Raw genomic sequence first — 24,596 nt, 5'->3', positions numbered from 1 at the left:
GGTTCACTCGTTGAATGCGATCACCAGTGGCACATCGAACAGCTTTGCCCATGCTGTGACGCTGGAGCGTTGAATGTCGGTGATATTGCTTTCACCCGTCCACCAGCCGTTGCCGATCGCAACGATTGTGTCTGAGCCCATGGCCATGGATTGCAGGACGGGCCACACGAGGAGCTGCTCGTAGCAGATCAGAGGCGCGGCGTGGGTGCCGGCGACCTGCGCGACGGGATTGTCGAAGATGTAGGCGTTCGCGCCGCCTCCATCGCCCATGAACCGCCGCCAGGGCTGCCACATCGAGATCGGGACCGGCATGCGCTCGTGATAGAGGATTCGCGCGCCGCTTCCCGAGACCTCCAGCATCACCGTGTCGTAGCCGGTCCTTTGAACAACGGCGGCTCCCCCAATCACAGTCACCGGCAGTTCGGACAAAGCGTCCGTCCAAAGCCGTTCGGTCGTTGAGGTCCATATTCCGAGCGCGCTCTCGGGCAGGACGGCGACTTTCTCGCCTTGCGCGGCAGCCTTGCGGACCATGGCAATGGTTTCCCGCTGTTGCTCATAACCGGCAGGCTGTCCAGCTCTTTCGTAACCGAAAGTGGTGTTGATGCCGGTCCAACCCTCAATTACCTTTGGCTCTGTCCAGAATGCGGCGGACCAGGCAGCACAACCGGCCACCACCGGAACCGCGATCCGCCAAAGGCTTGTGGTCATCATGAGCAACAGGATCGCGGTCGCTGCCAGTCCCAACCAGCCCCATCCCGGAAAGAGCACGCCGGCCGTGGTAATCGGGCCGGCCCAACCCATGATCCCGAAGGGCGGTAGGCTCATCAAGACACTTGCGATCAGGTAGCGAAACGCTTGGTGCCACCCGGTTCTACGCGTCCAAAGCGCAGAGTGAACAGCGACAAAGACGAGCGATGCCGCGAACCACAGCGCCAATCCGATGGCATATTGAGAGCCGAAGAAGATGCTGGAGCCCTGCGGCAAGCCCCGTGACGCTCCAAGGAAGTGCGCGGCGGCGACCAGTGCCGCCACGGATCGCGACGGGGCGTAAGCCCAGAAAGCCGGAAACAGCATTCCGGCCGGCAACAGGAGCACATACCCGGACCAGCCGATTGTGCCGGTCGCCATGCCTCCCAGAATACAAAACAGACTGCGCGCAAATTTAAGGTTGGAAGGTGAACACTTCTCGCGCCAGTCCGAGAACGCCGCCCACCGGAATGGGTCCAAAATATCTTGAGTCAAAGGAAGCCACATAATCAGAATGAACAAAGAGTGCGTCGGCGGGAACGACGCCCCCGGCATGGGCGGTCAAGGTGCGCCCCTGCCCGTCTTTCGCCTGGATGATGGAATGCGCAAGGAGCTCTCCGTCGATGGCAACCTGGTCGCCCTCGACGGTAATGGTTTGCCCGGGCAGGGCCACGACGGTTTTGATGAGCGGCGCCATCCCGCCATCGCACAGACCCGCGGGAAGATAGAGCCGTTCGCGGGCCAGTTTGATCGCCGGTGCATCTGCAGGCGGACAGATGAACAGGGTGTCGCCCACGCGAACTTCGCGGGGCAATGCCTCGATCCGCCAAAGTCCGAGCGGAAAGCTCGCTGTTGTGTTGATCCGGTATCTCCCGAAAGTACCGGCCGCGGCAATGCCGCCAATCACCAGGCCGGCAAGAGACAGGATGAACAGAGCCCCTCGCCGGCCCTTCCTCCTCGCTTCGTTAGTCACCGGGTCATGCCCTGATCTTTGGAAAGATCCTTTTTCAAGGCCTGCGCCTGAGCTTGCTCCTGAGATTGTCTCTTGGCGTTGATCTTCTGGACGGCATTGAACTTCGGCCATGCGTCGGCAAGCTTGGTCCGGTCTTCATCGGCAACCCGCGCAGCCGCCTTCTCAAAGGCAACTCCCTCCGGCTTGGCGGTGCCGACAAACGCCCTCTCCCCGAACCGCTGGTCCAGCTTGGCGGCAACTTCGCCGAGCTCGGCCTCGACCATTTTATCAGCAAGCAGGAAGGACAGACCGCTATTCAAATCGTTCCGGTCGATGGCATCGCGGATCCGCGACAAGACCGTCTCGGCGGCCGGTGACAGCGCCGGAATATCGACACGCGACAGATCGCGTTCGCGCTCAAGCTCCACGGTTCGCAAATCGCCAATCTCGGCTCTAAGACGGATATAGGTTTTCACATCATCGCTGAGCTGCGGAACGTTGTTCAATGCCTGCTCGCGGTCCTCGCGAGCGGTCTTGCCCGCCAGCATGCCGGTCTTGCCACGCAGCACACCAAACTGCTCAGGCGCATTGGCCAGGTCTTCTGCGAGCCTGTCGCGAGCCACAGTTTGCTCTACACCGCTCAACGTCACGACGTCCTCGATCCGCATCGCTTTTACGGCTTGCTCCGGCTGCTCGTAAACGAGCCGGGCGCGGTTCTGAACTTCGGTCCAATGAGTTGTCAACGTGGCATCCGACTGCAACCTGGTCTCCACAGCGTCAGGAATGGACATGGTCCACATCTTCACACCCGCGATCCAGGGTTGTGATGTGGCAGGATGTTCGCGCGAATGTCTTTGGACGGTATTCGTCTCCCCAGCAAGACCTCGCTCAAGACCGGTCAAGCCAATCCCCAGCTTTTCGCTTAAGGACAATAGCCGCTCACCGAGCTCCGAGAGTTTAGCCTTCTGCTCGGCAAACCAGCGGCGCTGGTTCTGGACCATCGCCTTGGCGACCCGAAGCCCATAAAGCCCCCGGCTATTGGCGTAGCTGAGTGCCTGGGCATAGAGAACCGAGCCCGCATAATCGAGCGTCGTATCTTTCGCGCCCTTCCTGGAAAGCACTTCTGTCAGTCCGCCGTTCTTCGCGAAGGACAACGCGCCGTAATAGAGCTTCACGTCCTCCCGGTGCCGGGTCATCGCCACATAGGTCAAATGCCGGTCGAGGGAGAGCGTTGCGAGAACCTTCACATTGTCGACGGTAGCGCCTTGCGATTTGTGTATCGTTGTCGCGTAGCCATGATCGACATTGCGATAGGTCTTCTGACTGACCTCTACACGCCGGGTCTGGTTCGAACCGATATCCCCGATCTCAGCGAGGATGCGCCCCTCGCCTGCTTCGACCACGCGGCCGATCATCCCGTTCTTGACGTTCAGCTCCTGGTCGTTCTTCAGGAAGACAATCTGGTCGCCGGCGGCAAAGAACCGCTCACCCTCCTCGGTGCGGAACCTTCTGCCAGTCTCGATCACGCCGCGGTCAATCAGCACTTGCCGCGCCATCCGGTTGAGCCGGTGCACATCTTCCCGCAAATGCGCCAGCATCAGCATCGACTTCGACGGATCGTAGTCGCGTGACCAGTCATCGATCAGCTTCCTAAAAACCTGATCCTTGAGCGGCAAGCTGACGATATGACCGTTTGCTCGATAGGCGCGGATCGCGTTCGCGACATTGCCACGGGCAAGATCCATGGACGCTTCGCGCATCCAGTTGGCGCGCTGCCGGTAGATCGTGCCGAGTTCCGCGTATCCGGTTCGATCCGTCAGAGAGCGGAAGGCGGCTCCCGCTTCGATCGGCTGCAGCTGCTCCGCGTCCCCGATCAGAACGAGCTTGGCTCCCGCCTTCGCGATCGTTTCGACAAAGACGCTCATCTGTCGGCTATCGACCATGCCGGCTTCATCGATCACGAACACGGACCTTTTGTCAGGGAGCCCCTCGCCCCGTCCCCAGGACAATTGCCAGGATGCCAAAGTGCGCGATGCGATCCCGGCTTCTTTCTCCAGTCCCTCGGCAGCCTTGCCTGCAAGCGCGGCACCAAAAACCTGATAGCCGTTTGCCTCCCATACCTCGCGCGCGGCTTTCATCATCGTGGTCTTGCCCGCCCCAGCCCGGCCGACGACCGACGCCATGCGCTCGTCACCCGTGATGCGCTCGATCGCAACACGCTGCTCATCGGAAAGTTTTTTGACACTCGAAAGCATCGAGGCACGCAAACGCGCATCCACGCCATGCGAAGACACGGACACAAGGTGATCCGCCCGCCGCGCCATTTCCGCTTCAAGCCGCATCATCTCCCGGCAGGTAAATTTCGCCGGTTCCAATTCGCCCGTTTCCGGATCAACCGCTTCGACGGCAAGCTTCACGACGTCGGGAGAATTCAGAACGCGCGCGAGCAGGTCCTGGAATCTGCCCGGATCGTCCACGTAGCGGTGAAGGTATTTGGCAATGTCCCGCTCATCGAAAACGCTCTTCTCGCGCGTGATGGCATCAATGACGATTTCCGGCCGGCGCGTGATCCGCCTGACATTCTCTAGACGGCTTTCCGCATGCCATGACGAGCGTTCCAGACCGGCATCGCGCCCTTGCGATTTTGCCTGGCTAGCAATGTTGCGCGCCTGCACACCGATCTTCGACGTCGGCAGCAGTTCGATCCCTTGAGCCTCATAACTCCGATGATCAATCCGCGCATCGTGCCCAGCAAGCTCCAGGCTCTTGTTTGCATGAACGGCCCAAAGCTCACGCCACTGTTTCAGCGTTTCCTTGTCGCCCGCCCAGGCTCGATATTGGATCTTTCCATTCTTCTGGCTGCCTTTCCGAACCGGCTCACCTTTCTCATCGACAAGCGTTTCCCACTTCGATCCGAAGCCCTTCTCGGTAAGCGGCGCCATCGTCAACATGACATGGACATGAGGATTGTTTTCCTTGTCGTGATAGACCCAGTCCGCGATCATGCCCCGCGATGTGAAGGCTTGCCCAACATAGCCCTGCACCAGGGTAATGTTCTCCTCCCGGCTGAGTTCAGACGGCAGCGCCAAAACAATCTCGCGGGCAAGCTGTGCATTGACGCGCGTCTCATGCGCCTCGACCCCATTCCAGAGCGCTTCACTGGCACCCGCTACACTCCGACCGTCGATCAGCGTCCGGAACCATTCCGGCGTCTGATCAGGCAGCGCCAGTTCCTCATGCACCAGGTCGCCGTTCTTATGCGCGTAGTCGAATGTCTTGTGATCGGACTCATTCGACACCGTCATTTGTGCACGATGCCGGTAAGCGGCCGCTGCAACACTCGACCGGCCTTCGCTCCGGGAGATCACCTGGACATGGAAATGGTAGATGGCCATAGCGGGCGGGGATTCCGAATGTGAAAAGGCTGGCGGGGACGATCAAAGAGGATAGCGGGGAGACAAAGCGCCAGAACGGCGAAGACGGGGATTGCAGCCCATTGGTTGCATTTCAACGTTCGTACCAGCACAGGATTGCAGATGCAATCCTATAAGTGCGCTCTGCACTCAACGATTGAAAATCGTTTCCGCTTGAGAGCTATCGCCGTTTGCGGCGATAGGACGCTGGAAGCGCCGCCCTGGCTTCAGAAAAACTCCGTTCTCTGCCGGTCTGCCGTGCGGGTGATGTGGCAAGTCCGCCACCGCCCAGATCCGATTTACCACAGGCTTCGGCTTTCTCTTCAGCGCTTTATGGGGAGCGCGTTCAAGCCTTCGCCTGCTCCGTCCGGTTTTCTTCAAAACCGGACTGCGGCCCTCACGGGCTGGAAAACCGGATCTTCAGGGAGCGCTTCAGCTTGCCGCGAGGCCGCTCCGCTTTTTTCGAAGCGGACTCCTTCTTGGTTGTATCCACGACAAGTTTTGCAACCAAGCTCGACTTGAGGAATATGACACGCTATGAGCGAGCCCTCTCCCTTTAAACAACCCATTTAAAATCAAGGAAAATCTGATGGCTCCGCGCACTTCCAAAACCGCATCCGAGCAGATCGACGACATCGAAGCTCAGATTGCCAAGCTCCAGCAGAAGAAAAGGCAGGTGCTCAAAAAGCAGTCCGAGCGCGTCGCCAAGCTCGTCATGGAGAGCGGCCTCGCCGAACTCGACATTGATGAGTCTGAACTCGCCAAAGCCTTGAACGACCTCGCCGCCCGATTTCAAAAGCCGGCCGCTTCACAAGCTCACGCTGCAGCTCCGCAGAATTGAAGGGCAATTCAGAAGTCTGGAAAACCGGATAAGGCGAACGCGATTGCTAGACCGCAAGAAAGACGCACGCGAAAAAATCCAGCTCGGCGGCCTGATCGTCAAAGCCGGACTTCGCGAGACAGACAAGGCCATCCTTCTCGGCATTCTCATGGATGCTTCGAACCGCCTTGGCGACACAAATCAGCGCGACAGATGGCGCGCGATCGGAAAGGCCGCATTCAAGAATGACACTCAAAAGGGCGTTGCTGTTCCTGATCCCGATAGCCCTGATGCTGATAGCGCTATGGGGCCTCACCGGGATTGAAACCTGGCTGGCGTCCATCGCCACGACGCAGAAAGCCTATCTGTTGCTCGGCCGGATCGGGCTCACCCTTCCCTTTCTTGTCTCTGCCGGACTGGGGCTCATCGTTCTCTTCTCGGTACGTGGCAGTCTCGACATCAAATGGGCTGGCTTCGGGGTCCTCGGCGGAGGCCTGATGGTCTTTGCCTTTGCCGCGCTCCGGGAGGCGCTGCGGCTCAATGCTTTCTCAGAGCAAGTTCAGCCAGGGTCGGTTCTGCAGTACGCCGATCTCTATTCGATCGGTGGTGCGGTTGGGGCGCTCTTTGTCGGCCTGTTCGGTTTGAAGGTAGGCTTGAGGGGCAACAGAGCCTTCGGCAACAACCGGCCGAAACGCGTTTCCGGTCGCAGAAGCATCCATGGCGAAAGCGATTGGATGGACAACCGAACCGCCGCGAGGATGTTTGCCGAGAACGGAGGTATCGTCATCGGCGAACGCTATCGCGTCGATCAGGACAGCGTTTCGGAAATCAATTTCGATCCCCGCCACAGCAACACCTGGGGCAAGGGCGGCAAGGCTCCCCTCGTCGCTTTCGAACAGGGCTTTGGATCCACACACGGCATCGTCTTCGCCGGCTCTGGTGGATACAAAACCACATCGGTCGTCATCCCGACCTGTCTCCAATATCCCGGGTCAATGATCGTCCTCGATCCCTCGACTGAAATTGCACCAATGGTGGCAGGCAGCCGCAACGCGATGGGCCAAAAGGTCATTTGCCTCGATCCGAAAAATCCAAGCGTCGGCTTCAATGTCCTCGACTGGATCGGACAGTTTGGATCCTCCATGGAAGAGGACATGGCAACGGTCGCAGCCTGGCTCATGTCGGAGAAGCCGCGGATAGCCTCCGGAGCGGACGACTTCTTCCGCACCAATGCGGAACAGCTCATCACCAGCGTGATCGCCCATGTCGTCTTTTCCGACCTGGACAACTCTTCTGGAAAGCGGTCGCTGCGCACGGTGCGCAGCATTCTCACCAAACCGGAAGAGAACCTGAAGGAGTTCCTGGCCGACATTCACGACACGGCGCCAAACGAGTTCGTGAAAGAACTCGTCGGTCCCTTCATCAACATGACGCCGCAAACCTTCTCCGGCGTTTATGCGACGGCCGCCAAGGAAACCCACTGGCTCTCCTATGAGACCTATGCCGCGCTCGTCTCAGGCAACACATTCAAAACCGACATCATCGCCAACGGCCGGACGACAATTTTCCTCAATATCGATCTGTCCACCCTGGAAAATCATCCTGGCATGGCCCGAGTGATCATCGGCGCGTTTCTGAAAGCGGTCTACAACCGCGACGGAGACATCAACGGCCGGGTTCTCTTCCTGCTCGATGAAGTCGCACGTCTCGGCTACATGCGCATCATCGAGACGGCACGCGATGCCGGCCGCAAATATGGCATCTCGCTCGTCATGCTGTTCCAGTCGCTCGGGCAGATGCGGGAGGCATTCGGCGGCCGCGACGCAACCTCCAAATGGTTCGAATCCGCCTCCTGGGTGTCCTTCGCCGCGATCAACGATCCGGACACGGCGCGGTATATTTCCGAGCGATGCGGCATGACGACAATCGAGGTTGAACAGGTGAGCCGGTCCTCACGGGGCGGGCAAGTTTCGCGAAACCGCTCCCGGCAGCTCTCTCAGCGTCCTCTCATTCAGCCGCATGAAGTTCTGCAGATGCGGTCCGATGAGCAGATTGTTTTCACCAGCGGGAATGAGCCGCTGCGGTGTGGCCGGGCGATGTTCTTTCGAAGGAAGGAGATGACTGAAAAAGTGACGGCGTCGCGGTTCGGAACAGAGCGACGGTAAGGATGCGGGAACCCTCCTGGTCCACGCCAATTGCTATGTCGGTAGATTCCGGCTCACGTCCTGCCTCTGGTGCAATATGCGGATGACCTCCAACCGGTCAACGTGATCACGGAAATAGACCATGTGCACTCCCGTAGCATACTTCAGATACCCGGCACGCACATCTACCGGCCTGCCTCGCCGGTCACCGGAAGCCAGACCAAAGCAGGCGTCCCTTATCTCGTCAAGGTAGCGATCTGCTTGATCCAGACCCCAAATCTCAACGCTGTGATCCCAAATGTGCTCAAGGTCCATTTTTGCTGCGGGAGAGAAGACAAGAACCTTCATCGGCTCTCATACTCTGCACGTTTGCGTGCCTTGAATTCATCGAAATCAAAAGGCTGGGGTTCGCCCGAGCGTTCCCCGGCAATCAACGCATCCTGCAGCGCCTTTACCTTCGCCTCATGTTCCTCCAGTAGCCGCAACCCCGCCCGCACGACGTCGCTGGCGGAGCCGTAGCGGCCTGTCTGCACCTGATCGCTGATAAACCCGGTGAAATGATCCCCAAGCGTTACGGACGTGTTCCGGGCCATTGGTGCTCTCCTATTTCTGAGGCATTCTTTAGTACCAATATGTATTACACGAAAGGCAAACAGACAAGAACGAGCTTGGAGTTGACACCGGCAATTAGTCGCTCGAATGCGGACGTCCGTGAGAACCGTTTTCACCGGGAATGACAATTCTAAAACCGAGGAGGCAATCTGCCGGTCGTCAAACAAGCCTTGGTCCGGTCGATCCGGGCCAAGGCTTTCCATCGCGAAGACGAGAAACGGCCGCCTTATAAGGGCGGCACGCTTTCGATTGTTTTGTCCTGATCCGACGCAATGACCGCAAGCTCTGCTCTCAGCATCTCCAGCTCTGCCGTTATCTGGCAGCGCTCGCCGGCATCGACAGCGTTGCGAAGCTCTGCGCGAAGTTCTTCAATCTGGATTTCAAGGTGCATCGTCATCTCCTCTTGATTGTCTTTGAAAGATGACGCCCGAAGGTGTGGCGGTGAGGCTGGGTCAGGGATCGCGCAAGCGACCGCCGGCGGCGGCGCGCGGGGGTGCCGATTTTCTGGCGTAGCCGGAAAATTGGGGGGACCGTGCGTCCTTGGGGCAGACTTGCCGCCGCACTACACTCGGGCGATCTGAGCAGACCAGGCCTCACCCGGTTTCGGCTAGAAAAGAAGGCTGCCGCGCTCGATGCGCGGCTGCCTTCTCAGCTTTCGAAAAGGAAAACACGGATGAAGGGCGTGAATCGATTAAGGATTATCGATTCATAGAAGTCATTGGACGGAACCAGCCTCGTCAGCGAGACTCTTCCCATGCCTTCACAACAACGCGAGCCGGTCCATCTTCACCGCATTGACCCGGCCCGGAACATGCGGCGGTTCTATTGCCTCATCGTTCAGCCAACGCTGTTTGGCGGCGCTTCGCTCATTCGCGATTGGGGACGTATCGGAACCCGGGGACAGACGATGATGGAGACATTTGACTGCCCGGCCGATGCCACCAATGCCCTGGTGCGGATAGAGCGGACCAAGAAGCGGCGGGGATATCGGGAGACAATCGCCGGCGCCGAATAACGTCTGCACCGATCAGGTGACAGATGCGCTGTGCTCGGGTAATGGCGATCGAGGGCCCGCTTGTGGAGAGGCCCTCGTGCTGGTCGCTTAGTCGCGGTTGCCGTTCGGGCGGGACCAGATGAGCTGCAGGCCTTCCTGACCTTCCACCTCGATGAGGGTGGCGTAGATCGGAGCGGGGAAACTCGGGTCGTCCAGCTTGACCGAGATGTAGTCGCGCTCGGTGTCTTTCGCCTGCTTCTGCCATCCGGCTCCTAGCTCAACTGAACCTGAGTAGATGCGGAATTGCGGGCCGTTTTCGGAGGGGTTTTCGACGCGCTCGAGGCGGGCCTTGACGTTGAGGGCCAGCGTCTTGATCTGACCGGTGAAGCCGTTCTTCGTGGTGGTGAATGTGCCGATGTTTGCCATTGTCTTCATCCTTTCGATGTTTCGGGCCACGACCATCGCGGCCTCGATGGCTGTCGAAGAGACCGGGAACGATCGGCGCGCATTCCTGCGGAACCGAAATGAAATGGAGGACGGCGGGAAGACACTTTCTTGGCTACCCGTGAGGAATTCGAACGCCAGTTCGAAGGGGAAGAAAGTTTCTATCCGCCGTTGCGTCTAGCCGAGCGAGGCGAAGCCGGGTCCCGGTCAGACATGCCTCAATCGAGACCGCTTTGGGCGGCGCGTATGTGACATTTTAAGGAAATGAAGACCTGCGAACGTCGTGTCCGGACCACCGATCCACGGCTGCATACGAGACGAAAATGAGCGTGCGTTATTGGCGTTGATGCCAGTCCGGGGAATTGTCGATCTTTAAGCTCCGAACAGACCGGCAATCCCTGCTTTGTCCGCGTACGTCCAGCGGCAGGTCGGGGTGGCAAAAGCTGGCGACGGAAAGGGGAACCGGTGCATATTGCATCAATGCTTCTGACACGGGCTCTCGCTTTTCCTGTGCCGTTTCAGTCGAATGGTGGTGCAGTGATCTCCTGCTGCCCTGGACCAAGTCGAGGACACTGGCCCGACTGCGCTGTGCCGCCATCATCATGGAAAGCGTCGTCGATTGTACGCCGGCACCTGGCGAAAGTACGCGCAGGTGCATGACGGAGGGCTGATTGCCCTCCGCGGTGGCATCAGTTAGGGAAAGTATCAGGCCGCCTGCCGGTCTTCGCTGACCTGTGTGGGCTGAAGAGCGTGCAGATAGGTCACCGCGCGCTGTGCATGGGCCGCCGCCTGAAAAATCGCCCGCTTGTCACCCTTGAGCACCTTGAGCCAGGACTGAAGGTAGCTGGCGTGATCCGGCCGGGGCTCGAGCTCCGGCGCGATGCCGAGATCGGCGCAGAGAAAACAGCTTCCGAGTTCGGCCACGAGCTCTTCGCGTGCACGTTCGGTGCGGTCCTTGTGGTAACGTGACAGGTCGCGTCCGACCCTGCTTTCTGGTGCAGTCCAGTGGACATGCTCGTGGCTGAGGACAGCGACGTAGGATGCAGCGTCCCGAAACGTCTCGAAGGGCGGCATCTGGATGTGATCGCTTGCCGGCGCGTAGAAGGCTTTCGATCCGCCGTGGCGGATGATCGCACCGGTGTTGGCGAAGAACCGGTCCGCGTGCTCGATCCGTTCAACCGGATCGATGACCTTTTCCGGCCGGTGGTAATAGTGTTCGGGAAGCCCGTCGATCTGATCGCAGTTAAAGACCGTGTACGTCTTCAGAAACGGGATATCGCGTTCGACCTCATCGCCGCGGGAATCCGTTTCGGTCTTGGTGAACCGGCTGGCATAGACGACGGTTGCGCCGGTTTCTCCCTTGCGAACCTGCGCGCCGATCTGGCTGGCCTGCCGGTAAGTCATCCAGAGCGGTGCTTCAAAGCCGCGGGCGACGCTTTCCGACCAGAGCAGCAGAACGTTGATGCCCGTGTATGGCTCGCCGGTATGTCTGAGCGGCCGTGTAATCCGGCCTTCGAGCCTTCCCGCACTCCAGGGTTTGATCCAGGGGCGGGTTCCCTTCTCAAGATCGGCGACGATTTTCTCCGTGATCCGCGTGTAGATGTCGGCGCGCGGACTTTTCTCTTTTCTCTTCATTATTCAAACCTCCTGCATTCAGGACCGCGCCGATCGCGGTCCGTTACGGGGTCCGAAATGGCGGAGCGCGGAGGCAGGAGCTGCACCCAAGCCGGGGCCCCGGCGTGCGAAGCGCGGCGGGGTGGCGCAGGGCCGAAACGAAGAGGAGGACGGCAACGCCGTTGCAGCTGCTGCCGGCTCCGCCTGGACTTTCCCGGGACGGGCCACGGCCGGTGCTGCCGCGCAGCGGGAAGGCGGCGCCAGGCGCCGCCATCAAGGAAAAGATGAGTAGTCAGTGGATGGAGTGGCCGCCGCTGTAGGGGTCGTACTCGAAGAGCACTTCGACATCGGCGTCTTCGATCTCGTCTGCCGGGAGGACGCCGTATTCACCGCCGGATTTAAAGAGGACAATCGGAGTCATGAGGGTGCGGGCGAGGTTCCAGGCATGCTTCTGGGCGAGGGAAAGATCGTGCTGCATTTGAGGGCTCCATCGTTGGAGCGGGCCAATTCCCGCTCTTGATGGCTCCGTCAGTGTGCGGTCAAGCGGACGCGATCACCGCGCCGGCCAAAGCCAAGCGGCCGCAGCTCGCTAGCGGACCCTTTACGGGTTGATCGTGGAAGTCCGCGCCGCACCAGGAATGCCATCTCTCAAAGAGCGGGATTGGATTGCCTCTGTGAAATGAGCCTGTTGCTGCACGCATCCTGGCAACGACTGAAGTGGACAATCAGCCATCCTCTCCAACCGCAGCGAAAAGAGGGAGATCTTGAAGAACGGTGGACTTGCCGCCCGGGAGCGCTCGAAGGGAAGTCAGGTCCGCTTCACGGCCTTGATGGCAGAAGCTTGGGCTGCTTGCTTTATGGTCGTGGCAATCTCTCGGAGGAACGCCGCGCTGACCGAGCCGATAGGCTCGGTAGAAACAAAGTCATAGTCCTTGTCCATCTCGACGCGATTGAACTCGTCGAGAATGACCCAGCACGGAGATGCAAGGCCTATGCGCCGGCACTCGATTTCAGGAACGTTTAGCGCAAGTTGGCCGTCCAAAGGCGGCTTTGAGGTAAAAGGAAAGAGAAACACGACGTCCGGGTTCCCGGGCGTCTTGATGACGACACAAACAGGGCGAGGTTTCCGGCCGGATTCCTCACCCCTTTCCGCTTCGCGATGCCACAGATAGTGGAATTCGGCGACGTCACCCTGCTTAAACATCGTCCCTGGCATCATCTTTGACAGGTTCAAGAATAGCGCCTAGTCCCGACATCAGTTCCTCATGGACATCGTCCGGAATATCATGCAGGGAATAGGACTTCGTCGGGCTCGGCTCACCGCGCATGCGGTGATAGTCACGGGCGGAAAGAACAAAAAGCTTCTCCTTGCCGTGCTTGGTGAGCACGACCGGCTCGATCATCGCCGCTTCGAGGATTTCGCCCGAGGATCGGTTCATGTCAGAGAAAGTGTACTGTTTCATCGCAAAGCTCCATCGCTTTACGTAAAATACGTATTTTACGTTGTTTTGTCAATTTGAACTCGTGATCAGGCAGGAAATTAGGCGGAGCCGAAGCCCCGCCCTGGAACATCAGCCAAACGCCGCCATCTGCAATTCAGCCGCTTTCCGGTCGACAGACTGGCCGGGATTTTCGACCTGGCGCTGGAAGGGCTTCCAGGCCTCGCCGACAACGTTCTCGTAGGCCGCCACGACGCCCTCGGCCGCGCAGCGAAGTGCGTGGGCCTGCAGGCCCATATCGGCAGCGAACTCGCGTTTTCGGTGAGCAGCGCCGTCAAAACCGACGGGACCGTCGAGGTCTTCGTCACGCGTGTTATTGGCGCCCTTCGCTGTGGCATCGCGTGCTTCGGTCACGGCCTTGGAATAGAACTGGCCGGCGCCGTGGGCGGAGCCGACATAGGATCCGACAATGCGCTGGAGATGGATCTGCATGGCCCGGTTGCCGAGACCCTCATTGAGAGAGTCGGATGTATCGATGATCATCTGATGGTGGAGATCGCGGATGCCGTCACTGTCGATGACGGGAAGACCGAAGCTTTCAGAGATGAGCGAGGCCTGGGCACTGTCGGGGCAGGTGTGCCGAACCATTTCGAGGGTCGCACCCTTGCGGAGCTGGACGACCTTGCCGGATTGACGGGAGGGACGGGCGTTGCTGGTCATGAGAGTTCCTTTCCTTCGACTTTGGACCGAAGGCTCGAGCCGGCCCCGCCGGCCCTCCCTTCGGGCGCGGGCAATAGAAGCCGGCGGAAAGACGGAGGCATCAAGGTCCGCGCGAACCCAGGACGAGCAAACCTGTCCCGCGGGCCAGCAGGGCTTATCGAGCCCTCGCGCAGTCCCGCGGGACAGGTTTGACGAGGATGGGGCGCGCGGCCGCACCGCGGCGCGTCAGCGGCCTTGAAGGCTCCGGCAGCCGGTTTACGACCGCGACCAGAACCGAAGGGAGGCCGGCCGGGGTGGCATTCCACCGACGCCCATCGTGAAGGGAACGACCAGTGCCCGCCGCAAATGCCCTTCCGTCACAATGCGGGTTGCGTATCCGCTTTGGCACCCCAACCCTCAATGGTGATCTTCGCCCTGACGGCTGCGATCGCCCGCTCCTGCCGGGACAATTTTCGGGTGAGTGCATCGATTTCGCCGCGGCGCTCGAAACTGAGCTGGTCCACATACTCCCGGAACAGGGCGTCGTCGGACCGTGTCCAGTGGGAGCGGCCACGCGGATGCGATCTTGCCTTGGCCTTGGCCTGGGCCTGGGCGCTGATCGTCATGCGTTCGGCCCGGGCCGCGATCTGGCGCTCGATCAGATCCAGATGCGCCTTTGTCTGCCGGCGCGCGGTTTCCATTCGGCGGAGAAGAAGCAAACGGGTCATGGCGAACTCGGCCTCCACCCGATGAAGCTCGAAGGGCCGTCGTATTCATCATGCCGGGCCGGATCGACGACGAAACCGAAACGGCCGATCTCGTATTCGGCGGACGGAACGAGGAACCGGCGTTGTTCGGCATCTTGCCCTCGCGCGCCGCCAAGGGTGGCGATGACCTCCACAAAACCGCCGTGCTGCTCCGACCTGATGGCGGAGATGGCGATCCAGTCGCCAGCATGCCGGGCATGAAACGCGCGCCGATCTTTCTCGTGGGATTGGCCGGGTTCGAGCAAGGTTTCGAAAATCGCTTCCCAGGCATCCGGCCAACTGTCTTTCACGGTCTGCTCGGCGTTGCGCAGCTCGAAGCTGGTGAAGAGATGCGGAAAGGTAAGCGCGACGATTGCCCATTCGACATCTTCTTCGTACCAGCCACCTGGCCGGCGAATCCGCTGGTCGACCTTCGTGTTGCGATCGGAGGAAAGATGGAAACCTCCATGACCAGCGGTCGAATGACAGACCACTCCCTCGGCAAAGACCGTCACCCCCTGCGAGGGTCCCCATGGCGTGTTCGCGTGGCAGCGGACCTCCCGGCGCCCGAGGGCAAGCTTTTCGCGGGCGTGCTCGGCCTGTTCGAGCACCTTGGCGCGGAACGCCTCCTCACCGGCAAGCTCTCCGCCATGCCCGTAGAAATCATTGCGACCGAGTTCGTCGAGCGGCCGACGCACGCGCCAGGCCGTGGCCAGAAAGTGCGTATCACCGCGGCCGGGCAACATGGCGAAAGCCGTATCGCCGACGCGCGCGACGGGAAACCCTTCAGCGCTGGTGGCGAAACGAACCTTTGGCGCCGCCGCCCTATCGGGTTCTGACTGAGGGAAAGTCATGCTGCCCTCCCCTCCCCGCGACTGGCGGCGATGTCTTCAGCACCCACTTCATACAGCACAGCATTGGGATAGCCATGACGCGACAGCCATTCGTCGGTCGCCTGCCGGTCTTCAGCGACATGAACCAGTTCGCCGGCATCGCCGGGGCGGTCAAGCACGAGGATCGAACCGGCTGCAGGCCGTTCGATGACCGAGAAGTCGAGCGCGCTCATGACTGAGAACGTTCGAAAAACCCGGAGCACCACGACAGCCTTGCTGCCGAAATCCCCCACATGAAGCGTAAAGCTGGCCGGCATCGGCGTATTGCCAACGGTGGCACCGGCCTGTTTCTTCACCAGCTGGCCGGTGTTGTTGTTGCGCTCCCACGCCTGAAGTTTACGGCGGTGCCGTTCGGGCGGACGGGGCGTGCCGTCGGAAAAGTGGATGATCGCACCAAGCGGGGAATGGTCGAAAATGGACTGAGCGGACATGTCGTCCTCCTCTTGATTTGGTTGGAAACGGAAACGCCGCCGGACGATGCCGGCGGCGCGAAGTGCGTTCTGAAGGAAAAAGGACCGCTATTCGGCGGCTTCGAGAAAAGCCTCAGGGACGGCGGTGGGGCCGGTATCGCTCGCTTCGGTCTGGTCTTCCGGGCGATCCATATTGCCGGCATCCTCGTCCTCGACGATCTCGTTGCGAGCCTTCCAGTCGGCGAGCTCGTTCGCGTCGGGCGCAAACAGTGCGGACGCGTGGACAAAGCTCGCTTCCTTGAAATGCTCGACGAGGGCGGCACGGGTCTCGCGCACCTTGTTGCGCGGCTGCACCGACGTTTCCGCGCAAGCCGCCTCAAGCGCCTGCCGGGAGAGGCAGAGGAGGAAATCTTCCGTCCCCATATTGGGCAGGAAGCTGTCGGCCCCGACGACGTCGCCGGCGATGCGCGAGACAATGCCGCTGTTCGACATGTTGCGACGGCACGACAGCACCTCGACCAACACCGATCGCACCGCGACCCTGAGCCCATCCATGTCGAAAGACAACTTGCCGGTTTCATCGACGAGCGAGGCGGCAAGGGGTGCTATTCTGTTGCGGAAGGAGATGGAATTGCCGGTCCCCGTATCGACGCGGACATTGTTGCCGGCAAAGGCGATGACGAGCAGCGCCATCAGCGTGTCGTCCTCGATCGGTGCACGGCCGAGCGCCTCGTGAAGCGCGTCGGTGCGGAAGTCGCCGATCATGTCCTGGCCCTTCTGGGTAACGTCCGGGCGCTGCGCCGGCAGGGCAGCGGCACCACCCTCCTCCGTCTTGTCACTCGACTGTTTTCCGGTGACCGCCTTCGGCTCGGGCATCCGGTAGACCACCGACTGCACCTTGCCGTCGCGGTCGAGATACATCGCCGTATGGTCAGATTTTTTTGGCTTTCCATAAACCCGCTCGGCCTTCTTCGGCAGGTCCGGCCCGTTCCAGCCGCTGACTTCGGTGATGATGCCGCCCTTCGGCAGATTGTTGGTCATCCATTCCTGCTGGGCGCCGAGAAAGGCCTCGACATCAGTCGTGTAGCGGCTGTCTTCGTCGGCCGGAGCGAACAGGTCCTCCACCCAGGCGATGCCGTAAGCCTGCGCAAGCTCATCATCGAAGCTGGCGTCACGGGCATACATGCGGGTCTTGGAGAGACCGTTGGCGACCGACCACCAGGAGGTTGTCTCGTCTCGCTTCGGCTTGTGCGCTTTCCAGACTTGCTTTTGCTCATCGAGCGAGGCTGCCGCGATCGTCCGGAGCTGACGCTCGTCGGGCATGTCGCCCCTGGCCATCTGGTCGAGCATGGCGGGCAGAACGTTGGCGAGAAGCCGGAGTTTCCTGATCTGGCGAACGGGAAGCGAAAGCGCTGCCGCGATGCCTTCCTCACTCCAGGCGAGCGCGACCAGCCGCTCGATAGCTCGCCACTGGTCGACCGGGTTGAGCGGTTCGCGGGCGATATTCTCGACCATGGAGCGCATGGCGCCGCCGTCCTCGGCCGCATTGTCCACAAGCACCTCGATTTCGTCGAATTCGGCGGCGATCGCGCCTCTGGTACGGCGGTGACCGGCCTGAATGATGAAGCTGTTGCCGCCATCAGTTTCGGGAGAGACCACCGGTGGCTGGATGATGCCGACGGCCTTGATGGTGGCCAGCATCAGGGCATCGGCTTGCGGGCTCGATTTCGATCGGCGGGCATCGTCGGGATTGTCCTTCAGCGCACGCGGATCGATCTTCATGAGATGCATGGGAAGCTCCTTTTCGGGATTAATGTGGACCCGGCACGGCGCCGGCTCCCTTTCTGGTCTTCTTCCTGAAGACATCCCCCGGACCGCGGAGCGTGCGGGCCGGTGCAACTGCGGCCGAGCATCCCTGCCCGGCAGGACGAGCGGGGCTGACAGCCCTGCGAAGAACGACGGGCCGGGATGGCGAGAGGCGCGGTTGAGCGAAAGCGTCACCAGTTCGACCGATCTGTGACCGGTTCCCTTCCCTTCCTCCCCCTTCTCCATTCCTCCTTCGCAGGCGGAATGTTCGAAATTGAGCGCAAGGGGCAGGCAATAGAGGATCTGTTTGACCCTGCGGATTCTGAGCTTCTATTGAATGCCGCTTATAATGACGCTATATTGCGACTAAATTAGCGGCAAATATGTGGAGCAACATCATGGATCTCGCAGCCTATTCGGATCACGGGCTGTTTGCGCCGAACAAGATCGCCAAGGCATTTCGTACGACCAGCGAGGAAATCGCGCGAACCGTCGGTCTCGGCAAGGATGCGGTACAGCGCAAGGATCGGGTGCGTTCCGACAAGACCCAGCGCCGGTTGCGCGAGATGGTCGAGATCGTCAACAAGGTAGAGCCGCGCTTCGGGTCCGCCCTGATGGCTTATGCCTGGTTTCGCTCAGAGCCGCTGTCCGGATTTTCGGGGCGGACGGCCATGCAGCTGGTGCGGGAAGGCCGAGCCGAGGAGGTTCTTGACTTCATCGACGCGGTCGACGCCGGCGTTTACGCCTGAGAGCGATGGTCAGCTATTCCGGAAAACTCTACCGGGCGCTCAATCCGGTCTATGCGCGCGAGCCGATGTCCGGGCGGGGAGCCGCACTTTATGGCGGCCGGTTCAACCCCAAAGGTGTACCCGCGCTCTACACGTCGACATCGGTGCTGACAGCCTTGCGGGAAGCCAACCAGGTTGGCGATCTGCAGCCGACCACGCTTGTCTGCTACCGGGCGAAGATCGAGATGGTCTTCGATACAACCGACATGGCAGCCCTTGAAGCCGCAGGACTCGATGAGGTCGCCCTGGCCGATCCCGCCTGGCGCGACCAAATGAAGACCAAGGGACAAGCACGGACCCAGCGCTTTGCGAGCGATCTGATCACTGCCGGCCATAATGGGCTGCTCGTTCGCAGCTTTGCCAAGGGGGCCGGTCCCGGTGACATGAACCTGGTGCTCTGGAAATGGGGACCCTCCGCACCTTGTTGCCTGGAACTGATCGATGACGAGGATCGATTGCGTTAGGGACCATCACGTCACGCCGCCTGCTCAGAGGGTACTGCCACCGTTGCAACGTCATCGGCGAGGTTTCTCTCGATTTCAGCGAGCTGCCGGCGTTTCTCCGCAAGTTCCTCTTCGAATCCGAATTCCCCGCCCTGGCGAGACTGGTAGGAAGCAAGCCGTCGCTTTGCATCGTCGAGCCGGAAGCGGTATTGCGCCCGCTCCTCCTCGAAACCGGAAAGCACATGCTCGATGCGCGACACTGCGCCGAGCGGCGTGACGGTCATGGCGAGGTCTATCCCGGTCTCCGCGCCGCATCTCGCAAGCGTGACGTCGTACTGGAAGTCGTCCTGACCAAAACACTGGCCGGAGAAGATCAGGTCGAAACCGCCGATGGTCGCGAGGTTTGTCTCCTCCTCCTCCCGCAGATGCACGAGGGTCATGATTTCCTTCATGAGAGCTCGACCCGCGGGCTTGCGCTCGGTGAAGGACTGTCCGCCGACGGTCATTGCGAAGGCGTCTCCTGCAGTCGGGATCCTGAGCTCAATGTCCTTGCCGGTCTCGACGATCCGTCGCGTGTCATGCTCGATGTCGCGTTCGGCATTGCGGATCTGGCGGCGAACCGCGAATTGATCGTCGCGATGTGCGGCGCGCAGACGCTCAAGCCGGGCGATGTCGGCTTCCAATCCCGCCTTCTGCATCAGGCGCTGATCTCCCGATGCGATCGCTTTGGCCATGGCGAACTGGTTGGCCTGTCCTTCGCCGAGGTCTTCGAGCCGGCGCACGGATGTGTCGCCGGAAAGGGCCGCGGCGATGAAGCGGGCCTTGCGCTCGTTGTTCTGCCACATCTGCGCGTCCATCGAGCCTTCGGTGGCATAGGCGAAGATATCGATCTCCTCATGCTGGTTGCCCTGCCGCTCGATGCGGCCTTCGCGCTGCTCGATCTGGGAGGGGAGCCACGGCACGTCGAGATGGTGGAGCGCCTTCAGGCGAAGCTGGGCATTCACCCCGGTCCCCATCGTCTCCGACGAGCCGATCAGGAAGCGGACCTTGCCGGCATTGACGTCTGCAAAGAGCCGCTGCTTGGACTCCGTCTTCTTGTAATCCTGCATGAAGGCGATTTCGGAAGCAGGGACACCAAGCCGGACGAGTTCGTCGCGGATCCAGCGATAGGCAGAAAAGCCACGGGATTTCTCGACGTTGATCGTGCCGAGATCGGAGAAGATCATCTGCGCCGCGCCCGGCAGATCGAACGGCTTGCCCTCGCGGGTGAGATAGGTGTTGTCGCCAGTTTCCGTCCAGATGCGGAAGCTGTTCTCGATCAGCTTGTTGAGCTTGTTGTCAGGCTCGTTGTCGTTGCCGAAGTCGACCAGCCTGAGATCGATGGCAGCATGCCGCCCATCGGTGATCACGGAGAGCAGAATATCGTCGCCGGGCTTTGCCGGTCCTTCGCGCTTTTCGATCGCCAAGATCCGCGCCTCAAGGACCTGCTGGTAGAGCTTGAAGTCCTCTGTCGGCTTGGCGGTGATGATCTGGCGCTTGCCCGTCGAAATCGCCGGAATTCTTACATATTGCTTCAGGTCGGCCGGGAGCACGACGTCTGCAAAGGAGCGGAACATCGCGATCAGTTCCGGTACGTTGACGAAGGTGGCGAAGCGCGAGACGGGCTTGTATTTGCCGGAGGGTTGCAGTTCGAGCTCGGTCGCCACATCGCCGAAGGTCGAGGCCCAGGCGTCAAATTCGTGCAGGCCACGCTCCTTCAAGGCATCAAACCCAAGGAACCGCTGGACGGAGAACATTTCTCCGAGCGTGTTGGTGATCGGCGTGCCGGACGCCAGTACCAGTGCGCGGCCGGGATTCTTGGTTTCGATGAAGCGGGATTTGACATAGAGGTCCCAGGCGCGCTGTGAGCCGTTCGGATCAACGCCCTTCAGGGTCGACATGTTGGTCGCAAAGGAGAGTTTCCGGAACTCCTGCGCCTCGTCGACGATGATCTGATCAATGCCGATCTCGGATATGGTCAGAAGGTCGTCTTTGACCGAGCCGAGGGACTCCAGCCGGTCCCGCAATCCCTCTTTCAGCCGTTCCAGGCGCTTGCGCGACACGCGGTCGTCGCTTTCGACCCGGGTGAGCAGGTCTTCATAAAGGCCAAGTTCATCCTCGATCATCTGCTTTTCGAAGACGGCAGGGACGGCGATGAACTTGAAGGCCGAATGGGTGATGATGATCGCGTCCCAGGTCGCCGTCGCCGCGCGCGACAGGAAGCGGTGGCGCTTGTCTTTGGAAAAATTCGTCTCGTCGGCGACGAGGATACGGGCGGTCGGATAGAGCGCGAGGAATTCGCGGGCGGCCTGCGCCAGGCAATGACCGGGCACGACCAGCATGGCTTTCGAGATCAGACCGAGCCGGCGCTGTTCCATGATGGCGGCCGCCATCGTCATGGTCTTGCCGGCGCCGACGGCGTGGGCGAGATAGGTCGCACCCGCCGATATGATGCGCCAGATACCGCGTTTCTGGTGACCGTAAAGACCAAAGGCGCCGGAGGCGCCCGGGAGCTGGAGATGGTCCCCGTTGAAGGATCGGGGGGCGATGTTGTTGAAAGTGTCGTTGTAGACCCGTGCCAGCCGGTCGGTCCGATCCGGATCGGACCAGACCCAGCTCTGGAACGCGGTCTTGATCCTGGCGAGTTTTTCTTTCGCGGCCTCGGTGTCGACGACATTCAAAACCCGGCGCTCGCTGTCCCCTTCCCTGATCGTGTCGAAGATCTGCGGCACCCGGCTGTTGAGCGCATCGGCAATGAGCTCGCCGGCATGCCGGCGTTTGGTGCCCCATTCGGAAGTGCCCTCAGCCCGGAATGCGAGCATTCGGGCGTCGACCGTCCAGGAGGCCAGTTCAGCTAGGTGGTGAATGCGGATATCCACTCCCATCGTCTCCTTCACGAAATCGACGACGTCACTGGCGGGGATCCAGGGAGCCCCAAGACGCGCGGTGATGTCCGAGGGGCTGAGATCGGCCGGCTGCACCGCTTCAAGCGCTTCGACATTGCGTTTGTAAGCCGGGTCGAGTTCGGCGGCTGCTTGCGCCATCGCCAGCTTGTCGCGCACCGGACCTGAGAGATAGGCGTCCGAGGCCTGCCAGGATCCATCCGCCGGATCGCGGTAGATCGCGCTGCCAAGCTCCTCGATCACAGTTGTGCGGTCCTCATGCAGAAGCTCGGCAATATGGTCGAGATCGACACGGCCACGCTCGTTGAGGACGACGGCGAGCGCATCGGCGGCATTGGTAATGACTGGGGCGACCTGCGGAGCAATCACCCGTTCGGAGAAAATCGGACCGGGCTTCGCCGTATCCGTGTCGAGATCGTAGGTCTCGATGGAGGCGACAAGCCAGCAATCCGGATCGTCGAGGAAAGGCTGCAGGTTCGGTCGACGATGCGTCTCGCGGGTTTCGCCGGTCTCGACGTTCTCTGCGATCGAGACCCTGGTATGATTGATCGGACCGAAGTCGCGCACGAAGCTCGACCAGGCGATGCGGAGCTTCACCTGAAGATCTCGCCACGGCTGATCGGTCTCCTGGGCTTTCAGCACAGCACGCACGGCGTCGCGGATCGGGATCAGTTTTTTGACGATGTTGATCTGCTTTTCCGAGAGACCCTCGCCGGACCGTCCCTCGCGGACGAGAACCGGGCTGGGCTTGCCGTCGATCACCTGCATGAGGCCTTTCGAGGTGTCGAAGAAAAAGCTGCCTTCGCGGACATGGGGCTCCTCGGGCCTGGCGACTTCGCACCCTGCCGGGCAAAGCTCGAGATCGAAATCGATCGCGTCGGGCTCGCCGTCATAGAGAGCTTCCGGAAGAGAAAGGATGGCCGTATCCAGATCAGCCTCGAGGTCGCCTTCGTTGGAAAGGCAGGTATAGGTTTCACCGAAGGGACCGGATGTGGTGGCGTGGCGGCCGAGTACATTGTCCGGATGCTCGGCGAACCAGCGATTGACGCGGATGGCCTCAATGTCCTCGCTGGCGGGAACGACCTCGGCCAGATCCAGCCAGGCCGTGCCCCTATTTGGCTCGCCCGGCTTGCGCTTGCGAAAGAACAAGATGTCGACGACGACGTCTGTGCCCGCGTCCTGCCGAAAACTTCCTTCCGGCAGGCGGATCGCCGCGATCAGATCGGCGGATTTGGAGATGTGTTCGCGAGCGGTTGGATCCGCCTTGTCCATCGTGCCGGACGAGGTGACGAAGGCGGCGAGCGCGCCGGGTTTCAGAAGATCGATCGACCGGGCGATGAAATAATCATGCAGCCGCAGTCCCTTTGAGCGAAGGGCGCGATCGGAGCGCACGGTCCGGTCGGAAAAGGGCGGATTGCCAATAGCGAGATCGAAATGCGCCGGCAGATCGGTGCGCGCGAAATCGCCCTCGACGATCCGGGCAACCGGCTGCAGCAGCCGGGCGATCCGTGAGGTCACGGGATCGAGCTCAACGCCGGTGACGAAAGAGGTTTCACGCAAAGTCTCCGGCATCAAAGCCGGGAACAGTCCCGTGCCGATCCCCGGTTCAAGCACGCGTCCGCCACGCCAGCCAAGGCGTTCCAGTCCCTTCCACATCGCCCAGATGATGAATTCCGGCGTGAAATGCGCATATTGCGTGCAGCGGGCAAGCGAGGCGTAATCGGTTTCGCTCACCGCCTCCTGCAAGCCCTCGCCAAGGTCTTCCCAACCTTCACGGAACCTGTCTTCGCCCGGCCGGGTGAAGACGGCATTGGCGAGATCGGAGGCGCCGAAGCCGGTAAAGCGGATGAGACGCGCCTGTTCTTCCCTACTCGCAGGCCGGTCCTCGGCCGCGATCGACGTCGCAAGCTGGATCGCCTCGAGATTGTCGCGGGCGCGGGCCTTCCAGCCCTTCGCCAGTGCGCGGCTTCCGGAAAGATGGAAGTTGCTGCCGCGCTCAGACACTTCAGCGGACTGCCGCTCAGTCAGCTGCCGGCTTTTGGGCTGCCTGACCGTCTCGGTCGCTGGCGGTCGGGCAGTGTCGTCTGGCTCAATCAGTGGGATTTCGGCAAAGGCGGTCACACCGAAGCCCAGACCGGAAGAGAGCGTGTTTTGCGAACTACCGAACGGGTCGAGATTGAAGGGATCGTGGTCTGCCATGGTGGGTTTCTCCTGGAATGCGGGCGCACGAGACCGCACCACCTGGCGAACCGGCGGCGTTGGAAACGTGCGGGATTGAAAAAAGGGGTTAGCGTGTGATCAGCGAGAACGAGATGTCATTCTCGGTAAGTTGGATGCCGAGATGGGTGGCCTTCGGCTTCCGGTCAAAGCTTGGAATGAGCAGATCGGCATCGATAAACTCGACGCCATCGTCGCCTCCGAAGTGCCGGCGCTTGTAGTCCCACCAGTCGGGATTGGCCTTCGGATCGCATTCGTTTGCGTAGACGACGAGCGGTTTTTGTCCCTCGGCAAGCTTGCCGTTCGACATCACGTACACTCCTTCGTCGCCCACCAGCCAGAACCCAGGCTTCTCACGCTCGTCTTGCCCCTCGCCAAAATAGGGATTGCGGAAACCGCCATTTGCGGCGGCATCTGCTTCACCGCGCGCAATGACCTTGCGGACCGCAGAAATTACAAATGTGAACATGGCG

General features: G+C 60.7%; 24 protein-coding genes. 6 read left to right on the top strand and 18 right to left on the bottom strand.

What is annotated here, in order from left to right; all coding sequences use genetic code 11:
* Positions 1 to 3: 3 nt before the first annotated feature.
* From HEP89_RS29175 to traA, 3 genes are read right to left on the bottom strand one after another with little or no spacing between them, the layout of a single operon-like run.
* A complete protein-coding gene (locus HEP89_RS29175) occupies positions 4 to 1,254 on the bottom strand; it encodes a conjugal transfer protein TraB (protein WP_286201099.1) in 1,251 nt (416 codons plus the stop codon).
* Complete coding sequence (traF, locus tag HEP89_RS29170; RefSeq protein WP_286201098.1) at positions 1,163 to 1,720, bottom strand: conjugative transfer signal peptidase TraF; 558 nt, start codon at positions 1,718 to 1,720, stop codon at positions 1,163 to 1,165. The genes HEP89_RS29175 and traF overlap by 92 nt, the downstream gene beginning before the upstream one ends.
* The gene (traA, locus tag HEP89_RS29165; protein WP_168693776.1) at positions 1,717 to 5,094 is read right to left on the bottom strand and encodes a Ti-type conjugative transfer relaxase TraA; all 3,378 of its coding nucleotides are present in this window, start codon (positions 5,092 to 5,094) and stop codon (positions 1,717 to 1,719) included. The genes traF and traA overlap by 4 nt, the downstream gene beginning before the upstream one ends.
* 607 nt (positions 5,095 to 5,701) lie before the next feature.
* Between traA and HEP89_RS29160 the strand changes: the two genes are divergently transcribed.
* Genes HEP89_RS29160 through traG form a run of 3 tightly spaced genes read left to right on the top strand, consistent with a single transcriptional unit; the run spans position 5,702 to position 8,097 of the window.
* Positions 5,702 to 5,953, top strand: a complete 252-nt coding sequence (locus HEP89_RS29160) for a TraC family protein (RefSeq protein WP_168693775.1) — start codon at positions 5,702 to 5,704, stop codon at positions 5,951 to 5,953.
* Between the two features lie 28 nt (positions 5,954 to 5,981).
* Complete coding sequence (locus HEP89_RS29155) at positions 5,982 to 6,257, top strand: conjugal transfer protein TraD (protein ID WP_168693817.1); 276 nt, start codon at positions 5,982 to 5,984, stop codon at positions 6,255 to 6,257.
* Complete coding sequence (gene traG, locus HEP89_RS29150; protein WP_168693774.1) at positions 6,178 to 8,097, top strand: Ti-type conjugative transfer system protein TraG; 1,920 nt, start codon at positions 6,178 to 6,180, stop codon at positions 8,095 to 8,097. The genes HEP89_RS29155 and traG overlap by 80 nt, the downstream gene beginning before the upstream one ends.
* Before the next feature lie 33 nt (positions 8,098 to 8,130).
* Here traG and HEP89_RS29145 read toward each other — a convergent pair whose 3' ends face one another.
* From HEP89_RS29145 to HEP89_RS29135, 3 genes are all read right to left on the bottom strand, one after another.
* Positions 8,131 to 8,424, bottom strand: coding sequence for a type II toxin-antitoxin system RelE/ParE family toxin (locus HEP89_RS29145; RefSeq protein ID WP_075282926.1), 294 nt, complete (start codon positions 8,422 to 8,424; stop codon positions 8,131 to 8,133).
* On the bottom strand, positions 8,421 to 8,669 hold the full coding sequence (locus HEP89_RS29140) for a type II toxin-antitoxin system ParD family antitoxin (RefSeq protein WP_075282925.1): 249 nt from the start codon (positions 8,667 to 8,669) through the stop codon (positions 8,421 to 8,423). Before HEP89_RS29140 ends, HEP89_RS29145 begins: the two co-directional genes overlap by 4 nt.
* A gap of 245 nt (positions 8,670 to 8,914) precedes the next feature.
* Complete coding sequence (locus HEP89_RS29135) at positions 8,915 to 9,079, bottom strand: hypothetical protein (protein ID WP_168693765.1); 165 nt, start codon at positions 9,077 to 9,079, stop codon at positions 8,915 to 8,917.
* 363 nt (positions 9,080 to 9,442) lie between these two features.
* Here HEP89_RS29135 and HEP89_RS29130 point away from each other — a divergent pair, with 363 nt between their 5' ends.
* The gene (locus HEP89_RS29130) at positions 9,443 to 9,703 is read left to right on the top strand and encodes a WGR domain-containing protein (RefSeq protein ID WP_168693773.1); all 261 of its coding nucleotides are present in this window, start codon (positions 9,443 to 9,445) and stop codon (positions 9,701 to 9,703) included.
* Positions 9,704 to 9,790: 87 nt separating this feature from the next.
* Here HEP89_RS29130 and HEP89_RS29125 read toward each other — a convergent pair whose 3' ends face one another.
* From HEP89_RS29125 to HEP89_RS29080, 10 genes are all read right to left on the bottom strand, one after another.
* Complete coding sequence (locus tag HEP89_RS29125; protein WP_075282947.1) at positions 9,791 to 10,108, bottom strand: DUF736 domain-containing protein; 318 nt, start codon at positions 10,106 to 10,108, stop codon at positions 9,791 to 9,793.
* Between the two features lie 723 nt (positions 10,109 to 10,831).
* The gene (locus tag HEP89_RS29120; RefSeq protein WP_168693772.1) at positions 10,832 to 11,761 is read right to left on the bottom strand and encodes a zincin-like metallopeptidase domain-containing protein; all 930 of its coding nucleotides are present in this window, start codon (positions 11,759 to 11,761) and stop codon (positions 10,832 to 10,834) included.
* Between the two features lie 271 nt (positions 11,762 to 12,032).
* On the bottom strand, positions 12,033 to 12,218 hold the full coding sequence (locus tag HEP89_RS29115; RefSeq protein WP_008188323.1) for a hypothetical protein: 186 nt from the start codon (positions 12,216 to 12,218) through the stop codon (positions 12,033 to 12,035).
* A 330-nt stretch (positions 12,219 to 12,548) separates the two neighbouring features.
* Entirely contained in the window at positions 12,549 to 12,974 is a 426-nt protein-coding gene (locus HEP89_RS29110; RefSeq protein ID WP_324252036.1) for a hypothetical protein, read from the bottom strand.
* Complete coding sequence (locus HEP89_RS29105; protein WP_168693771.1) at positions 12,937 to 13,203, bottom strand: type II toxin-antitoxin system prevent-host-death family antitoxin; 267 nt, start codon at positions 13,201 to 13,203, stop codon at positions 12,937 to 12,939. Before HEP89_RS29105 ends, HEP89_RS29110 begins: the two co-directional genes overlap by 38 nt.
* 108 nt (positions 13,204 to 13,311) lie before the next feature.
* The gene (locus HEP89_RS29100) at positions 13,312 to 13,899 is read right to left on the bottom strand and encodes a hypothetical protein (RefSeq protein WP_168693770.1); all 588 of its coding nucleotides are present in this window, start codon (positions 13,897 to 13,899) and stop codon (positions 13,312 to 13,314) included.
* 356 nt (positions 13,900 to 14,255) lie between these two features.
* A complete protein-coding gene (locus HEP89_RS29095; protein WP_168693769.1) occupies positions 14,256 to 14,606 on the bottom strand; it encodes a hypothetical protein in 351 nt (116 codons plus the stop codon).
* Positions 14,603 to 15,478 (bottom strand): hypothetical protein, encoded by an 876-nt coding sequence (locus tag HEP89_RS29090; RefSeq protein ID WP_168693768.1) that lies wholly within the window; start codon positions 15,476 to 15,478, stop codon positions 14,603 to 14,605. Before HEP89_RS29090 ends, HEP89_RS29095 begins: the two co-directional genes overlap by 4 nt.
* Positions 15,475 to 15,948, bottom strand: a complete 474-nt coding sequence (locus HEP89_RS29085; protein WP_168693767.1) for a hypothetical protein — start codon at positions 15,946 to 15,948, stop codon at positions 15,475 to 15,477. Before HEP89_RS29085 ends, HEP89_RS29090 begins: the two co-directional genes overlap by 4 nt.
* Positions 15,949 to 16,035: 87 nt before the next feature.
* Entirely contained in the window at positions 16,036 to 17,718 is a 1,683-nt protein-coding gene (locus HEP89_RS29080) for a ParB/RepB/Spo0J family partition protein (protein ID WP_168693766.1), read from the bottom strand.
* Positions 17,719 to 18,131: 413 nt separating this feature from the next.
* Between HEP89_RS29080 and HEP89_RS29075 the strand changes: the two genes are divergently transcribed.
* Complete coding sequence (locus HEP89_RS29075; RefSeq protein WP_008188369.1) at positions 18,132 to 18,482, top strand: antitoxin Xre/MbcA/ParS toxin-binding domain-containing protein; 351 nt, start codon at positions 18,132 to 18,134, stop codon at positions 18,480 to 18,482.
* A gap of 5 nt (positions 18,483 to 18,487) precedes the next feature.
* A complete protein-coding gene (locus HEP89_RS29070) occupies positions 18,488 to 18,985 on the top strand; it encodes an RES family NAD+ phosphorylase (protein ID WP_075282916.1) in 498 nt (165 codons plus the stop codon).
* Between the two features lie 11 nt (positions 18,986 to 18,996).
* On the opposite strand, the gene HEP89_RS29065 is transcribed toward HEP89_RS29070, so the two are convergent.
* Positions 18,997 to 24,105 (bottom strand): DEAD/DEAH box helicase family protein, encoded by a 5,109-nt coding sequence (locus tag HEP89_RS29065; RefSeq protein WP_075282915.1) that lies wholly within the window; start codon positions 24,103 to 24,105, stop codon positions 18,997 to 18,999.
* Between the two features lie 88 nt (positions 24,106 to 24,193).
* Entirely contained in the window at positions 24,194 to 24,592 is a 399-nt protein-coding gene (locus HEP89_RS29060) for a DUF3085 domain-containing protein (protein WP_075282914.1), read from the bottom strand.
* Positions 24,593 to 24,596: the final 4 nt, after the last annotated feature.

Source organism: Labrenzia sp. 5N (assembly GCF_012395805.1).
GTDB classification, from domain to species: Bacteria; Pseudomonadota; Alphaproteobacteria; order Rhizobiales; family Stappiaceae; genus Roseibium; species Roseibium algicola.
The sequence above is the reverse complement of the archived record's forward strand: the minus strand, read 5'-3'. Positions and strand labels throughout refer to the sequence as shown.

Excerpts from the sequence above, each read along its gene's own strand:
- traG (WP_168693774.1), top strand. The coding sequence starts at position 6,178 with ATGACACTCAAAAGGGCGTTGCTGTTCCTGATCCCGATAGCCCTGATG.
- HEP89_RS29065 (WP_075282915.1), bottom strand. The coding sequence starts at position 24,105 with ATGGCAGACCACGATCCCTTCAATCTCGACCCGTTCGGTAGTTCGCAA.
- HEP89_RS29095 (WP_168693769.1), bottom strand. The coding sequence starts at position 14,606 with ATGACCCGTTTGCTTCTTCTCCGCCGAATGGAAACCGCGCGCCGGCAG.
- HEP89_RS29125 (WP_075282947.1), bottom strand. The coding sequence starts at position 10,108 with ATGGCAAACATCGGCACATTCACCACCACGAAGAACGGCTTCACCGGT.
- HEP89_RS29120 (WP_168693772.1), bottom strand. The coding sequence starts at position 11,761 with ATGAAGAGAAAAGAGAAAAGTCCGCGCGCCGACATCTACACGCGGATC.
- HEP89_RS29130 (WP_168693773.1), top strand. The coding sequence starts at position 9,443 with ATGCCTTCACAACAACGCGAGCCGGTCCATCTTCACCGCATTGACCCG.
- HEP89_RS29105 (WP_168693771.1), bottom strand. The coding sequence starts at position 13,203 with ATGAAACAGTACACTTTCTCTGACATGAACCGATCCTCGGGCGAAATC.
- HEP89_RS29060 (WP_075282914.1), bottom strand. The coding sequence starts at position 24,592 with ATGTTCACATTTGTAATTTCTGCGGTCCGCAAGGTCATTGCGCGCGGT.
- HEP89_RS29115 (WP_008188323.1), bottom strand. The coding sequence starts at position 12,218 with ATGCAGCACGATCTTTCCCTCGCCCAGAAGCATGCCTGGAACCTCGCC.
- HEP89_RS29160 (WP_168693775.1), top strand. The coding sequence starts at position 5,702 with ATGGCTCCGCGCACTTCCAAAACCGCATCCGAGCAGATCGACGACATC.
- HEP89_RS29070 (WP_075282916.1), top strand. The coding sequence starts at position 18,488 with ATGGTCAGCTATTCCGGAAAACTCTACCGGGCGCTCAATCCGGTCTAT.
- traA (WP_168693776.1), bottom strand. The coding sequence starts at position 5,094 with ATGGCCATCTACCATTTCCATGTCCAGGTGATCTCCCGGAGCGAAGGC.
- HEP89_RS29145 (WP_075282926.1), bottom strand. The coding sequence starts at position 8,424 with ATGAAGGTTCTTGTCTTCTCTCCCGCAGCAAAAATGGACCTTGAGCAC.
- HEP89_RS29175 (WP_286201099.1), bottom strand. The coding sequence starts at position 1,254 with ATGTGGCTTCCTTTGACTCAAGATATTTTGGACCCATTCCGGTGGGCG.
- HEP89_RS29140 (WP_075282925.1), bottom strand. The coding sequence starts at position 8,669 with ATGGCCCGGAACACGTCCGTAACGCTTGGGGATCATTTCACCGGGTTT.
- HEP89_RS29080 (WP_168693766.1), bottom strand. The coding sequence starts at position 17,718 with ATGCATCTCATGAAGATCGATCCGCGTGCGCTGAAGGACAATCCCGAC.
- HEP89_RS29135 (WP_168693765.1), bottom strand. The coding sequence starts at position 9,079 with ATGCACCTTGAAATCCAGATTGAAGAACTTCGCGCAGAGCTTCGCAAC.
- HEP89_RS29085 (WP_168693767.1), bottom strand. The coding sequence starts at position 15,948 with ATGTCCGCTCAGTCCATTTTCGACCATTCCCCGCTTGGTGCGATCATC.
- HEP89_RS29100 (WP_168693770.1), bottom strand. The coding sequence starts at position 13,899 with ATGACCAGCAACGCCCGTCCCTCCCGTCAATCCGGCAAGGTCGTCCAG.
- HEP89_RS29090 (WP_168693768.1), bottom strand. The coding sequence starts at position 15,478 with ATGACTTTCCCTCAGTCAGAACCCGATAGGGCGGCGGCGCCAAAGGTT.
- HEP89_RS29075 (WP_008188369.1), top strand. The coding sequence starts at position 18,132 with ATGGATCTCGCAGCCTATTCGGATCACGGGCTGTTTGCGCCGAACAAG.